We start from the raw sequence: 15,436 nt of genomic DNA on the forward strand, positions 1-15,436 counted from the left end.
CTTTGCCGGGAACACCCATAAAACTCTTGCAATCCGCTTGCGGAAGCGGAGAATATGCGGCCCGCCGCGCAGCGGGCCGCACCATGCCGTCAGAAACGCTGAAAGGACATATCGCGATGGGAGCGGCGGCCGTCATCTGGGGCCTCATGTCTCCCGTCAGTAAACTGGTCATGCAGCAGGGAGAAGTAAGTTCCGCTTCTCTCGCCACATTCCGCCTGCTGGGAGCGGCCATCCTGTTCTGGCTGGCCTCCGCTTTCGTGCCAGGGGAACCCATAGAGAGGAAGCACCGCCTGCCCCTGTTTTACGCCTCCCTGTTCGGAATCATTTTCAATCAGATGGCTTTCACGGTGGGCGTAGGGTTCACTTCCCCGGCGGATGCGGCCATCATCATCACCATTACGCCGGTATTGACCATGATTCTGGCGGCGTTCGTCCTCCGGGAAATGGTCACGGGGAAAAAATCATCGGGGTCTGCGCCAGCGCCATCGGAGCCATTCTGCTGGTTTCCGGCAGCGGAGGGCATGCGGCGGCCCTCCCGGGAGACAACAACCTGCTGGGGGACATTCTCTGCCTGGCTTCCCAGTGCAGCGTAGCCGTTTACTTTGTCTTCTTTAAGAACCTGATTGGCAGATACTCGCCCGTCACCCTGCTGAAATGGATGTTTACGTATGCCGCCGCCGTCTGCCTCCCCTTCACCTTCCGGGAAGTGGGGTCCATCCACTATTCCGCCCTCCCCGCACAAACATGGCTGGGCATTGCCTACGTGGTGGCTCTGGCTACCTTTGTCAGCTATATCTGCCTGTCTTTCGCCCAGCAGCGGCTGAAACCCACCGCCGTCAGCATGTACAATTACTGCCAGCCGGTGATTGCCTCATCCGTGGCGGTGATGTGGGGCATGGACCACTTCGGATGGATGAAAGTCCTCTCCGTCCTGCTGGTCTTTACAGGCGTGCTTCTGGTCACCGGAACCGGGGGAAAACGGGCCGTCCAGGAACAATAAACACGCCATTCCTCCGGATTTCCGCCGCCACGCCCTACCGGAAAGGCAAAAAAGTTCCTCCCTTCTCCGCCAACATGCGGCCAAAGCCCGCTCACCTCACGGCCCGCTATGCGCCGCCCCGTTAATCATGAAAAAATAGATGGGAAATTCAGCCATTCTGATATAGCATTCCCATGTAGCCCTCAACTTTTCCCCTTTCCGGGGATTCCTGCTTCCCTGCCATGAACCGATTCTTTCTATCCTGGGACAAACCGGCCTGCCGGGCCGTGGCGGAACGCCTGCTTTCCCTGGGAAATGACTTCCACCGGCATCTGGTGCTGGTTCCCACACGGGAATCCGGGAGGCAGCTGAGGGAATTCCTCGCCTCCATTTCCCGTACACAGGCAATCTTCGCTCCCCAGGTCATTCCGGCAGACCAGTTTCCCCGGATGGAAGAAAAGGAAGAAACGGCGTCCGCTCCGGAAGAACTGGCCGGGTGGCTCCTGGCTCTGGGGGACTCTCCCCATCGCCTTTATCCCCGCCTGTTTCCCCGCCCCATGCCGGAGGATTTTTCCAGCATGCTGGAAATGGCCGGCAGCCTGCAAAACCTGAGGCACGCCATGGCGAACCAGGGCGTCTCCTGCATCATGGCCCACCATGCCTGTGCGGGCAGAGACGAACGCTGGACGGACATGGAAAGGCTGGAAGAACAATGCACGCAACAACTGGAAAGCTGGAAGCTTGAAAACAGAACCTCCATGAAGGCGGAAGCCCCGCCCCGGCTACTGAACTCCCTGAGGGAAACAGGTGGAAATATTATTCTGGCCTGCGCAGCGGAGGTTCCGGCCCCTCTGCGCCATGCCCTCCGGCATGCGGAAAGCAATGGCGTACCCGTCCAGATATGGATCCACGCGCCGGAGGAAGAAGCCGCCTCCTTTGATTCCTGGGGATGCCCTCTGCCGGAAGAGTGGTCCCGGCGCCCCATCAAAATCCGCGACGACCAAATCAAAATTGCGGCCAATCCGGCACGGCTGGCTGAAGAAACGTGCCGCATCATCGCCCGCACAGCGGAAGGAGAAACGCCGGACATCGCCCTGGGCGTTTGCGATCCTGACATGAACGTCGCCCTGGACGCAGCCCTGCGCCAATACGGTTGGGGCCTCCACAATCCGGAAGGGAAGCCTTTTGCCGGAAGCGGCGTCATGGACCTGCTCCGCAATCTCCAGCGGGCGCTGGAGGAAAAAGGGACGGCGCGCCCCGTCTATTCCCTGGCGCGCTCCTCCCTGCTCTGCGCCTCCCTAGGGATAAGGAATCAGCAGAGTTGCTGCGCCGCGCTGGACAAAATCCAGCAGAAATACCTTCCGGAAACGGAAGAATACCTGCTTTCCAGGCTGAAAGAGGCTTATCCCGAAGCCTTTCCTTCCATCCAGGCCATTCTGGAATGGCGGAACCGGATGGCGGAACCGGGAATGCTGGGGGAACGGCTGATGGAATGGTTCCCGGCCCTGGCAGCCATCTATGGCCCGGAGACGGAAGCCATGGAAATGTTCCATTCCTGCCTTTCCGGACTCATGCGTCTGCAACAGCGCTCCACCGCGTTTTCCAGCCCGGAGACGGCTCTCCTGCTCCTGATGAAATGCCTCCAGCCGCTGCGCGTCAGAAACAGGAGAAAAGCTCATGCGGCGCTGGATTCCCTGGGCTGGATGGAAGTTCACTTCCGCCCGGAAAAAAACCTCATTCTCACGGGACTAAACGAAGGGACCGTACCGGAAGGAGGCGTTTCCGACCAGTTCATGCCGGAGGAACTACGGGAAACCCTGGGCATTGATTCCTTTAACCGGAAGAAAGCCCGGGACAGTTTTCTGCTGACCGCCCTGCTCCATTCCCGCGAACGGGAAGGCAGCCTCACCATCCTTCTCTCCCGGACCAGCAGCAGGAATGATCCTCTGACCCCATCCTCCCTGCTCATGCGCTGCCCGGAGGCGGAGCTGCCGCACCGCGTAGAACTGCTTTTCCAGGAAATCAGCGATGCGCCCGCACCCCTGCCCTACCAGCGAGGAAACTGGCACCTCCAACCCGAGGAAGGCTGGAAGACCGCTGCGGACATCGGCGCGATGGCGCCCGGCTACAAAAACCCGTGGAAGGAAAGAGGGAAGCCCTTCTCCCCCTCCGTCCTCAAAAGGTTCCTGTCCTGCCCCATGCGTTTCTGGACGCAGGAGGCTCTGCACATGAATGAGGAAGAATTCCTGCCGGACAAAGAAGATATGGCCGCCAATGAACTGGGCACCATGCTGCACGACGTGCTGGAATGCTTCTGCCGGGAACACGCCGTCCTGAAAGACGGCATGAACGCAGCTTCCCTTCAGGCCGCCATCACGGAAATACTGGAACAAACCTTCCGGAAACAATACGGCCCCTCCCCCCTCATGCCCCTGCTGCTGCAAAAACGCTCCATGGAACAGAGGCTTTCCGTTTACGCCGTTCAGCACTTGCAGGCCCTTCAGGAAGGATGGTCCTGCATTGCCTTTGAGCGTCAGGTAGAGAACTGGACACTGGGCGGCTTCCCCATGAAATTCCGTATTGACCGTATTGACCGCCATGCGGACGGGCGCATACGGGTCATTGACTACAAAACCGGAGCGGCCTCCTCCTGTGAAAAAAAGCATCTAGAACCGCTCGGACGGCCGGACGCCCTGTCCCTGCTTTCCCCAGCCCTGCATCCCTACACCAAACGACGGAAAAACGGGAAGCTGGCGCACGCGCGCTGGAAAGACCTGCAGCTTCCCGTTTATGTGCTGTGGGCCTCGGAAACCTACGGCGGCGCTCCCTCAGCGGCCTATTACAACCTTCCCGCCAATCCCATGGATATCGGAATCTCCTCCTGGGACACCCTCCACGACACCATGCCCGGATATGAGGAATGCGCGCTGGACAGCGCCCGTTCCTGGGCGGTGGAACTGATGAAGCTTCTTTATGAAGGCCGCGGGCTCATCACCGCGGAGGAACTGGGCTGGCCACCGCCCTCTTATGACGTATTCAAGGACCTGATGACTTCCCGGAGGGAAAGCCTGCAGGATCTTTTGGGCCTCCGCCTCACCCCCCACCTGCCTTTCTAAGATGCCGCCCCTGACCAACATGCTGATCTCCGCTTCCGCCGGAACGGGAAAAACCTACCAGCTCTCCCTGCGTTTCCTGGGGTTGCTGGCGCTGAACGGCGGCAACCACCCCGAACGCCTCATCGCCATTACGTTCACCCGAAAAGCGGCGGGAGAATTCAAGGACCGCATTCTGACAGACCTGGCCGCGGGGGCCACGGATGAGGCAGGCGCGGCGCGGCTGAAAGAACGGCTATGGGCGGTTATCAAAGGAACGGACGGGGAACCCGGTCTCTGGCCCGGCGCTCCGGAGGCATGGAAGGAGGAAAACCTGCATCGGGAACGCTTCCTCCATTTACTGCACATTCTGGTGCAGAATTTGGCGCGGCTCAACCTCTGCACCATTGACAGCCTGTTTGCCCAGATTGCCTCCGCCAGCGCCTTTGAACTGGGAGTCAGCGGCTTCAGCATGATTGACCCCACGGCGGAGAAACTGGCGCGCCGTGAAGCCCTGCTCTCCCTGTACCGGGAATGCTCCGTAAACAGGGAGCGAAGGAAGGACTTTGAAGATGCCTTCCTTTCCGGGGCGGATTCTGACGCGGAAGCCGCGGACGCGGAGAATTCCATGATGCGCCGCCTGAGCACCTATCACGAACTTTTTCTGGATGTGCCGGATGCCGGGATGTGGGGAAACCCCGTCACACTGGGCTTCACACTGGAGGAGCTAGCGCCTCCCGTTCCCCTGGAACAATTTGACTCCGTACTGCATTCCCTGGTTTTCCAGGTTCAGCAAACTCCTGCGCCGGAAGGGAAAAACGGCGTAAAAAACAAAGAACTGTTCCTGCGCTTCCTGAACGGATTTTCCCAATACGCCAGGCTGGGCCGCGTGCGCTTCCGCACAGAGGGAGGTTCCCCCTGGGCCATTACCGTGGAAGAGGCGCGGGAAAAATTCCGGGATTTCTGGACGCCTGCTCTGGAAAAACTCATCCAAAGCTGGCTGCGCATGGAAGCCCTGCACACGCTGCGCCGCACACGCGCCACGCACGGACTGATGCTCCTGTTTGAGGGCAAATACTCCTCCCTGGTCCGCAACAGGGGGAGGTTCCTGTTCCACGACGTTACGCGCATGCTGGGAGGGGGCACCATTACGCCGGAACTTAAACGGGATCTGCAATACCGCATGTACTGCCGTTACGACCATTGGATGCTGGATGAATTCCAGGATACGTCCCAGCCCCAATGGCGCGTCATCAAGCCTTTCCTGGATGATCTGGCGGAATCCAAGGCCGGAAATGAAGGCAGCATTTTCGTGGTGGGGGACATCAAGCAGAGCGTGTACCAGTGGCGCGGCGGAGACCCGGAGCTGTTCCGCTCCGTTTCTTCACAGCTTCAACTGGAACAACGCGGCATGTCCACTTCCTACCGCTCCGTCCAGCCTGTGCTGGATCTGGTCAACGATATTTGCGACTATGCCCGGACAGCGCCCGGGTGCGAACCCGCCGCCCTGGAACAATGGGGGGAATATCCGGAGCACCGGTGCGCCCCCCATCTGGAAGGCCGCCCCGGCGCCTCCCAAATCTGGCAGGCGCCCAAGACGGAAAACGTCTCTGCCAATGACCTGGTATGCCAGGCGGCGGCTGATATTCTGGAGCGTACAGGAGCCCTGCGTCGCGGCCTGGAAACAGCGATACTGGTCAGTACGAAGAACCAGGCTCTTGTCATCAAGGGATGGCTGACGGATCACGGCATCCCCGCAGAAGTGTGTGACGACGTTCCGGTAGGCGTGGACTCTCCGCTGGGGAAAAACCTGCTGTACTTCTTCCGCTGGCTGCTGATGCCGGGAGATCCCTTTGTCGTCGGCCTGCTCACCCACTCCCCTCTCCGGCCTCTCATCACGCCGGGATGCCCGGAAAGCATGGAGTGGAAAGAATGGCGCTTCCTGCTGGAACGGGACGGTTACGCCGCCGTCATGGAGGAACTGGAACGGCGTCTGCTCCGGGGAGGAACGGAACTGACGGACTTCCACCGCGACCGACTGGCCGTCTGGCAGAATGAGGCGGAACAGGTGGACGAACAGAGCGTTTCCCTGGATGAATGGATCAGGCGCATGGAGGACCTGACCCGGCGGGAAGATCCCGCCGCGGGAATTGTCCGCATCATGACCATCCACAAATCCAAAGGGCTGGGATTTGACATCGTCATCCTGCCCCAGATCGGCAGGGATACTCCTTTCGCAAACGCCACGCATTTGACTCACTTCGTCAAAAAAAACAGGGATGGTGGAATAGAAGGAATCGTCATCAAACCGCCCAAAGAAATCTATCAAGAAATTCCGCAATTCCGGGAACTTTACCGGGAATGGCGCGCCCGACAGCAATTTGACGGATTCTGCAAGCTGTATGTGGCGCTTACCCGGGCCAAGCGGGCTACCTACGTTATCCTCCCGTACCGGGAAGACAAGGGAGAAGAGACGGCAGATTCCATGTGGAAAGTGGTCCGTTCCTCTATCCGGTCCCTCAACCGGGGAACGGAAGACATACTTCCGGAATCCGGAGCGTCATGCCTGTACTCCCGCGGTCTTGAAGGGTGGTACGCGGAATTCCCGGAAATCATACACAAACGCGCGGAGGAAAGCGCGCTGGAATGGCCGACGCAAAAACCGTTGGCCAGAGAACGGATATCCCCCTCCGGCCTGTCGGAGGAAGCCTCCCCGCTCCGGGGAGAAAAACACGCGGGCGCAGGGAAGGCCGCCGCGCTTGGTTCCGCCGTCCATGCCGTGTTTGAACGGATTACCCGCTGGGATGATGAAAACAAGCCGGAGTGGGCTCTCCACCCTGCTACGGAGGCGGAACGCATCGTAGCGGAGTGTATGGAAATCCCATCCATCCGCGGACTTTTCACGTCTCCGGAAACGGCGCGCATCATGAAGGAACAGCGTATTGAAGCCATTGACGGGAACAACTGGATTTCCGGCATCATTGACAGGCTGATTCTTGATGACGGAGCCGCCGTCATCGTGGACTTCAAGACGGATCATGCCGAATCCCCGGAACAACTGCGCGAGCGCCACTCAAACCAATTGAATGCTTATGCCCGCATTGTGTCCAGAATCACCGGAATACCGCTGGAACGCATAACGCGCATCATTGTTTCCACTTGCTTAAAGGAAACCGTTCCCATCCAATAAGCCTTTCTTTCCGGACAAATCCGTTTCCCTGTATTTTCCCGCGCTTCACTCCTATTCCTGCTCATTTCCAGTATGGGAAAGGGGAACCCGGAAAACAGGCTGGAATAGAAATGCCCTGCCGCACAGACAGGAAGAGGAAAAACGCCAAATAAAAAAACCGCTCCGTGTGAATTAGGAGCGGCGTTGATAACAAGGCTTTGTTGCTTTCCGGATCAGGCCCTGCGGCGGCGCAGGAACAGAGCAGCAGCGCCCAGCAGGCTCAATGCTGCCGTAGCGGGTTCCGGAACCTGCGTCAGGGCAAGATAATTGAGGGCCGTCCGGCCGTAAGAGCTGGAACCATTCCCCTGAATCGTAAGGGTAAGCGTTCCGTCTTCCCCCACGACAATGTTCTCCACCGAGGAATAAAGCCCTTTATTGGCGGTAGCGCTGGAAGTTCCAGCATTTCCCGGAGTCAGAACGCCGGAATTATCTCCCGTCACGGAAGAAATTTCGGCCCAGTTCCCGCTGGCATCTGTACCGAAGCTTGTCCACACGGCATTGGAAGCATCGGCGTTTCCGATCGTCCAAGTCTGACCGGCAAACACGTCCTTGCCTGTGAAACCTCCAAAGATGGACAAGGCATATTCCCCGGCGGCAAGACCACTGAACGTTACGGTGAAATAACCGGAACCATCGGCCGTTTGCGTTAAAAGACCGTCACGAAAGGTGTCCCCCAGACTGAAAGGCATGCTGCCGTTGAAAGGATTTTTCCAATCTGCTTCTTCCTCAGCCGTCTTGGTGGTGGTATAACCGTTTTCCGATACATATCCTCCGGCCGTGCTCCACGCCAAAGAAACGCTTCCCGGCATGCTGCCCAAAGAGGCGGAGGCGTTATCATAATTCATATTGAGAGCGCCTTCCGTCGTGGCGTCACTGCGTCCGAAATCAATCTGTACCGTCGCCGCCTGTACTGCAAGCAGGGAACTCGCGATCAAAGCTAAAGAAAATAAGGATTTCTTCATGACAAAAGAGAGTAAACCGGTTCAACAATCCGGTGTCAATGGAAATCATGAAAACTTAATCATATACTACATTTATTTTTTATGGCATCAGTCATCTTCCATCAAGATGATAGAAATATATAACATGTTTAATGAGAATAAAATGGATTTTTATTGAGACAACCCGGCACTCACCGGATTGTTGATCCGCGGACATTAGCCGGTATCTAAATAAAAAAGGCCGCCCGGAAACGGATCAGTAAAACGGCAAAAAATAAGCCGTCAAGGTTCAGGAACAGCCACCCGGATGCTTTCAATCCCCAAATACCGGGCCATGGAACGATTGATAAATTCATCCGGATCCCCGCTGCTCATGCGCCACATCACGGAAACATAAGGAGCCAACGGCACGGAATCATAAGGAGGAACCGTAATGTTTTTCTTGCCTTGTTCCAATTCACGGCGGATGAACATGTTCCGTTCCTCGCACTGGCGGTGGATACGGGGAAAAGCCTTCAGATATCCGGAGCATATCCACAGGGCCGCGCCAGCCGCCGCCAGCAGCACGCAGAATGGAATCCAGCGCCTTTGCACAGCCTCCATCCATACTCCGTACAACCCCAGAATGCCCGTCATCATCAACACCGTAGCGGAAAACATGGCGTGCCATGCCGGAATCACACGTACAAAAAAGCTGATTGCCATGGCATGAGCCACCAGAATAAACAGCAGGGAGGCGCACATGCGCCGCCCGGCCTCCCCCCGCCAGATTTTCATCCCCGCTTTCACAGTCAGCAGGATCAGAGCGGCGGTGGCAACGGCCAGCAACATTTTAGGAATCGGCATGAATTCATAAAAGGCGTTTACCAGTTCTGGAATAGCGCCGAAACGCTCTCCCCAGGAATGAAGGACGGCAGCGCCGCCCGCCGTTTCCGAATGAAGGCGGGCGGCATTGCCCGGAGCCAGCAGAAGAAAGGCCCCTCCCAACGCATGGAATCCCCAGCCAATGAAGAACCAGCGGGGGAGAACCATTCCCCGGCTGCGAGCGTAAAACCAGTACACGAACAGCATGCCCAGGGAAGCGGGAATCTGGTTCTCATTCGTCATGCCGGCGGCAAACGCCGTGACGCCTATCCAGAACCAGGAAAAAGGAGTGTCCCGAATCCGGGAAGTTCCTGCCCATAAGGAGCGGTACAGGCACAGGAAACCCAGCCAGATGGCGGCCGACCATGCGTAATTGGTCCCTCCGGACAGCCAGAACATCGTGATGCCCGGCCTGGATGAAGACGTAAGCAAAAGAAGCGCCCCTGCGGCAAACAGCAGCACATCCCGCCAGTTTCCGGAATTGACCCTTCTTCCCTGCGCCAGGAAAAACATCATCAACGCCAGGGAAAGAAGCACGAAGGGATTGACGGCCAGAAAAAGCCATTTTCCCGCCGTAGCCGTAAAAATAGCGAGGAATTCCCCCAGCCGGGGATTCCAGTGCATGTATGACCACCAGCACCGCTCCAGCACGGGCTGAAAGGCAAGGCGGTGGTCCGCCCCGAACACGGAATGCATCAAGCTGTCCCCGGTGAAAGGAGTCCACCAGGTAAGCAGCATGGCATACACAAGAAACGCCAGCACCACCACCCGGAACAGGAAACGCGCCGCCAGTGACTGCTTCATGGAACAGGCCGGAATAAAAACGCCGTCCGCAACTAATCCGCGACGGCCTTGAATACCGGGGTGGGCAGCTTGTCCGGCTTCTTGCCAAAGAAATCCCCCACATCCTTGAATGTCACGAACAGGAAGAACCCCATCAGCAGGAACACAAAGCCGAACTGGACGAATTCCAGGACTTTTGTATTCAGGGGCCGCCGGAAAATCAATTCAACGGCATTCATGACCACATGGCCGCCATCCACCACCGGAAGAGGCAGAATATTCAGAACTGCCAGGTTCACGTTCAACACCACGGAAAACCACAGGGCCAGCTTCCACCCTTCATCCAGAGAGAACATCTTATAAAACTGATTGGCAATGCCCACAGGTCCGGAAAGATGCTCCACTCCCACGCTGCTGCCGGGAGCTACCACCTTCGCCAGGGTATCCCCCATCCATTTCAGACTCTGCTTGATCTGCGCCCACGGAGAAGGATGGACGGTGACGTCACGGCCCACGGAACTCAGGTCCCAGCTCACGCCCAGAATAGGCTGGGCCCCTTTGAGCAGGGAACCGTCCGCACCATTGTGCCAATTCTCCGGAAGTTTCCCCTGGATATTCACCTGCCTTGCAACTCCGGCCCCGTCCGTCACATCCAGCAAGAGCGGTTCATTCTTCTTCAGCAGAACATCCAGTGCGGCAGGGTTCCAGAGGCGTTCTCCATTGGCGGCCGTAATCTTATCGCCCGGGTTCAATCCGGCCAGGGCGGCAGGAGAATTGGGGATCACTTCCCCAATCACGCAGGGCATGGCCTGCATCAACCCCACCTGACGCATGCCGGAGCGCTGCCACCAGGACGTTTCCGGAATCCGGAATCCGCAGGAAATTTCCATCTCTCCTTCATGTCCAGGTCTCTGCACCGTAAAAACCACCCGGTCATGCTCGCCCAGCATGATCAATTCCCGCACGCCTTCCATATTGCCCGCCCACTTGTCCACAGGATGGCCGTCCACTTTCACAATCTTGTCGCCGGGAAGAATGCCGGCCTGAGCCGCAGGGCTGTCCGGAGCAACAAAACCGACCGTAGTCACCCCCATCTCCACATCCGGCTTGCCCACCATCCAGACAGCCACGGCAAACAACACAGCCAGCAGAAAAGAAGCGGCAGGCCCGGCGGCGGCCACGATAATCTTGTCCAAGGGAGTAACCGGCTTCAAATCCTTGGGAAGCTCCGCACGTCCTTCAATGGCCTCCATAGGAGCCATCTGCGGCAGGGATACAAAACCTCCGGCCGGAATCCACCCCAGCCCCCACTGCACGCCGTTAACCGTTTTTTTCCAGATGGGACGGCCAAACCAGATTTGAAACCTGTCCACATACAGACCACGCCAGCGGGCAGCGAAAAAATGACCAAGTTCATGAATAAAAATCATGAAGTTAAACAACATCACCACGCCGAAAATAATGGCGATGGTGGCAAGGACGGAAAGAATGCTATCCATGGTAGTTTTTGCCGTCTAACTTACCACGGGCCTCTCCGGAGAACAAGCTTCAAAGATGTCCTAATGACAAAGTGGATGCTGATATTCCAAATGGATTTCAAAAGGTGCCTGACAGCCCAGAAAACAGCCTTTACCTTCCGGGAATTCTGAAGCCGCAAGTAAAAGACCGCGTCCCCTTTTTTCGAGCGGTGCCTCTGGGAGAGGCGGCATCATCCCGCCCCGGAACCTGGACGAATAAAAGCGCCTTTTTTACCAGGAGAAAAACCGGCGGGGCATCAAACGCCGCAGCCCGCTTTTCTGTCCGAATCCCTGAACAGCCTTTGCAATAAATGCCTCCGGAATTGGAAGCAATGATTAAAGAGCCATTGTGTTCTTAACAAAAATGCGCACTGGCGGAAACAGGATTTTTCCCAGCCGGCATGGGAAAATCGACGCTGCAATAAGAGAAACTGGCTGGCGCACTAAATGATGAACGTGCGAACACCTGCTCCATAAGGCATTTACAGGAAAATGCCAACGGCCGGAACTGTCATATCCGGACATGAAAACAGCCTCCGGAAAATTATTTCCGGAGGCTGTCGGTTAACGTTTACTGAACAGATGGAAACTCCCGCACATTCAGGCGCGGAGAGCGGCGCCATCCTTGGCTTCAATGGCCTTCTTCGCTTGAGCGAAGATAGCGTCAAAAGCCTTTTCGTCAGAGACGGCCAAATCGGCAAGAACCTTGCGGTCCAAATCGATATTGGCGGCTTTCAAGCCTTCCATAAAGCGGGAATAGGTCAGACCGCGGTCGCGGACGGCAGCGGAAATACGGGCGATCCAAAGACGGCGGAATTGTCCCTTCCGACGCTTACGGTCGCGGTATTCATACTGCCAAGCCTTGTAAACAGCATCCTTGGCGTAGCGGAAGAGTTTGCTGCGGAAACCGCGGAAACCCTTGGCACGCAAGAGAATGCGCTTACGACGCTTGCGAGAGGCCGGTCCATTAGTGGCACGTGGCATAGCTTATTTCTATTTCTATCTTGAACAGACTGTTCTTCCTCACCTCCCTGCAGTCTCGCCTGTTCTTATCTTCTCATCGGAAGAAGGCTGCATGAAGGCCCCCCGTTCAGCGGGGGGAAAGCTCGGCATTAGTCGAGCGTTTCCGCGGTTTAGGCGAAAGGCAGGTTCTGCTTGACTGCCCAGACTTGCGTCTCGTCCACCAGAGCCACCTTGCCAAGCTGGCGCTTGCGCTTGCTGGACTTCTTCTGGAGGATGTGGCGCTTGCCCTGTTTACGGCGCAGTACCTTGCCCGTGCCGGTTACCTTGAAACGCTTGGCGACTGCCTTGCGGGTTTTATTGATACCACCTTTGCGGGTCATGGTGGAAGGAGATTACAGGCTTTTTCCAAATACGCAAGTATTTTTTATGCAAATCTTTTCTTCAGACGATGGCAAATGGGCCCTTCCTGACCATACATTGCCCGGCGCCTTTGACGCAGCCGGCTGCATCAAGAAATAAAATGGGGAACATAACCGGCAAAGGATAATCAGACAGCTACTGCTGCCAGCCTGGGAATCCTCTGTCATCCGCCATACCCTTTGCCACTTCGGCAAGTGCTTATCATGAGAAATTCTTATATATAAGAAAAGACTGGAACAAAGAGCCCTTCATATACTTCCCCATCGGTGTAAGGCCTTCTTAGAATATTTCACGTTGACAGCGGACTCCGGTCCGGAACACTGACGTCACATCAGCAGAATTCTTTAAGCAATTAACTGTTAAACCCAATATCCAAATCACCGTCAAATGACGGCCAAGAATAAGATGGACAAATATCACGAAAAAACAGCATGCCATCCTACCAGAAAGCTCATCCCCAATTCATCACGCCGGATATTATCCCCTGCCTTTTCCATATTCTCCACGCATCTGCCTGATTTCATCCCGAATCAAGGCGGCGCGTTCAAATTCCAAATGGGAAGCAGCCTCCTTCATTTCCGCCTCCAGCCTGGCAATGCGCTCTTCCAAACCATACCCGGCTTCATCCTCCGCTACGCGGAAGGACTCTTCATCATCCTCTGCGTACAACTTCAACTGCCCCTGTTCGGAACGGCTCACCGTCTGGGGGACAATACCGTGTTCCCTGTTGTATTTTTCCTGAATACCCCGGCGGTAATCCGTCAGCTCAACCAGCCGTTTGATGGAATCCGTCATCACATCCGCAAACAAGACGCACTCTCCATTCAAATGCCGCGCGGCGCGGCCCGCCGTCTGCACCAGGGATGTCTCATTGCGCAAAAACCCCTCCTTGTCCGCATCCAGAATGCACACCAGGGAAACCTCCGGCAAATCCAAACCTTCCCTAAGCAGGTTAATGCCTACCAGAACGTCTATCTTCCTGGCTCTCAAAGCACGTAAAATCTCCACACGCTCAATCGCATCCACATCCGCGTGAATATAGGACACCTTCAATCCTACCCCTTTCAGGTACTCCGTCAAATCTTCCGCCGTCTTCTTGGTCAGCGTCGTGACCAGCACGCGTTCATTTTTGGCAACGCGTTCATTGCACATGGCGATCGTCTCGTCAATCTGCCCTTTCAATGGACGGATGGTAATCTTCGGCTCCAGCAGCCCGGTAGGCCGGATAATCTGCTCTACAATCAGGGGTGTAGAACGCCTGGTTGGGTCAAATTTTTCTACCGGTTCCGTGGATGGGCTGGGAGCAACGCGAATGTCCTTGGGAGAGGTAAACAAAATTCCTTTGAACCCTTCCGGAGCCTTTTCTCCGGATCTGGCGGCACGGCGCACGGGAATATACGTCTTATTATCCGCACGGCAATTTACCAGTTCAAATGGCCCCGGAGTAGCGGAAGCATACACAATCTGGTTCTGCCTTTCCATAAACTCATGGAATTTCAAAGGCCTGTTATCCAGAGCGCTGGGCAGGCGGAACCCATGCTCCACCAGAATATTTTTGCGGCTTCGGTCCCCCTCGTACATGCCTCCCAGCTGCGGCACCGCCACATGACTTTCATCAATCAGGGTCAATGAATCCTTGGGAAAGAAATCCAGCAGGGTGGATGGGGCGCTTCCGGGCAGGCGGCCGGACAAATGGCGGGAATAATTTTCAATCCCCTTGCAGAAACCCAGCTCTTCAATCAGTTCCAAATCATAATCCGTGCGCAATTTAAGCCGCTGCGCTTCCAGCAGGCGCCCATGCTTCTCAAACCAGCCTACGCGGTCCTCCAGCTCTTCCCGGATAGCCTTTAACGCCGCCGCCCTTTTCTCCGGAGCGGCCACATACTGCTTGGCCGGGAAAAAAGTGTAGCTCCCAAGCCGTTCCCTCACACGCCCGGTGGCGGAGTCAATCAAAGAAACCCGTTCCACCTCGTCGCCGAAAAACTCTACGCGGATTGCTTCACCTTCCGAATAAGCGGGAAACACCTCCACCACCTCACCGCGCACGCGGAACGTGCCGCGGGTAAAATCAAAATCCTGCCGCTCGAACAGGCGTTCCACCAGTTGCTTCAAAAACACGTCCCGGTCCATGACATCCCCCTCGCGCATGCGCAGCGTCAGGTTCCTGTAATCCTCCGGAGTGGACAGGCCGTAAATGCAGGAAACGGATGCCACCACAATCACATCCCTCCGTGTCATCAGGGAATTCATGGCATTCAGGCTCAGGCGGTCCAACTCGTCATTAATGGCGGAATCCTTTTCAATGTAGGTGTCGGAACTGGCGATATACGCCTCCGGTTGGTAATAATCGAAATAGGAAACGTAGTAATCCACCGCGTTATTCGGGAAAAAACTCTTCAGCTCCGAATGAAGCTGTGCGGCAAGCGTCTTGTTGTGGGAAATCACCAGCGTGGGCCTGTTCATCCGGGCAATCAAATTCGCCATGGTGAATGTCTTGCCGCTCCCGGTCACTCCCAGGAGCCCCTGGTGCTTGTTACCCGCCTCCAGAGACTTGAGCAGCTTGCCGATGGCCTGCTCCTGGTCTCCGGAAGGCTTGAAGGAGGAATTCAACTCAAAAGACGACATACGCAATGCCGTCAGTATATTGC

The 15,436-nt window shown here is 56.4% G+C and carries 10 protein-coding genes; 4 read left to right on the top strand and 6 right to left on the bottom strand.

Going from position 1 to position 15,436, the window contains the following annotated elements; all coding sequences use genetic code 11:
- The first annotated feature begins 26 nt into the window (after window positions 1-26).
- The 4 genes from BHW66_RS11545 to BHW66_RS11560 all read left to right on the top strand — a co-directional run bounded on the left by BHW66_RS11545 (window position 27) and on the right by BHW66_RS11560 (window position 7,261).
- On the top strand, window positions 27-593 hold the full coding sequence (locus tag BHW66_RS11545; RefSeq protein ID WP_219723605.1) for a DMT family transporter: 567 nt from the start codon (window positions 27-29) through the stop codon (window positions 591-593).
- The gene (locus BHW66_RS11550) at window positions 572-1,000 is read left to right on the top strand and encodes a DMT family transporter (RefSeq protein WP_237970201.1); all 429 of its coding nucleotides are present in this window, start codon (window positions 572-574) and stop codon (window positions 998-1,000) included. Before BHW66_RS11545 ends, BHW66_RS11550 begins: the two co-directional genes overlap by 22 nt.
- Window positions 1,001-1,221: 221 nt before the next feature.
- Window positions 1,222-4,095: a PD-(D/E)XK nuclease family protein gene (locus tag BHW66_RS11555; protein ID WP_046435789.1), complete on the top strand. Its 2,874-nt coding sequence runs from the start codon at window positions 1,222-1,224 to the stop codon at window positions 4,093-4,095.
- A gap of 1 nt (window position 4,096) precedes the next feature.
- On the top strand, window positions 4,097-7,261 hold the full coding sequence (locus BHW66_RS11560; protein WP_046435791.1) for a UvrD-helicase domain-containing protein: 3,165 nt from the start codon (window positions 4,097-4,099) through the stop codon (window positions 7,259-7,261).
- Window positions 7,262-7,473: 212 nt separating this feature from the next.
- Here BHW66_RS11560 and BHW66_RS11565 read toward each other — a convergent pair whose 3' ends face one another.
- The 6 genes from BHW66_RS11565 to BHW66_RS11590 form a co-directional block, all read right to left on the bottom strand.
- The gene (locus BHW66_RS11565; RefSeq protein ID WP_046435793.1) at window positions 7,474-8,262 is read right to left on the bottom strand and encodes a PEP-CTERM sorting domain-containing protein; all 789 of its coding nucleotides are present in this window, start codon (window positions 8,260-8,262) and stop codon (window positions 7,474-7,476) included.
- Window positions 8,263-8,523: 261 nt separating this feature from the next.
- Entirely contained in the window at window positions 8,524-9,909 is a 1,386-nt protein-coding gene (locus tag BHW66_RS11570) for a DUF6056 family protein (protein WP_046435795.1), read from the bottom strand.
- A 32-nt stretch (window positions 9,910-9,941) separates the two neighbouring features.
- A complete protein-coding gene (gene rseP, locus BHW66_RS11575; protein ID WP_046435797.1) occupies window positions 9,942-11,387 on the bottom strand; it encodes an RIP metalloprotease RseP in 1,446 nt (481 codons plus the stop codon).
- A gap of 618 nt (window positions 11,388-12,005) precedes the next feature.
- Complete coding sequence (rplT, locus tag BHW66_RS11580) at window positions 12,006-12,389, bottom strand: 50S ribosomal protein L20 (RefSeq protein WP_022198715.1); 384 nt, start codon at window positions 12,387-12,389, stop codon at window positions 12,006-12,008.
- Between the two features lie 149 nt (window positions 12,390-12,538).
- Entirely contained in the window at window positions 12,539-12,748 is a 210-nt protein-coding gene (gene rpmI / locus BHW66_RS11585; RefSeq protein WP_012420592.1) for a 50S ribosomal protein L35, read from the bottom strand.
- A 517-nt stretch (window positions 12,749-13,265) separates the two neighbouring features.
- On the bottom strand, window positions 13,266-15,413 hold the full coding sequence (locus tag BHW66_RS11590; protein ID WP_022198714.1) for an excinuclease ABC subunit UvrB: 2,148 nt from the start codon (window positions 15,411-15,413) through the stop codon (window positions 13,266-13,268).
- Between the last annotated feature and the right edge of the window lie 23 nt (window positions 15,414-15,436).

This window comes from Akkermansia sp. 54_46, assembly GCF_001917295.1.
GTDB lineage: Bacteria > Verrucomicrobiota > Verrucomicrobiia > Verrucomicrobiales > Akkermansiaceae > Akkermansia > Akkermansia muciniphila.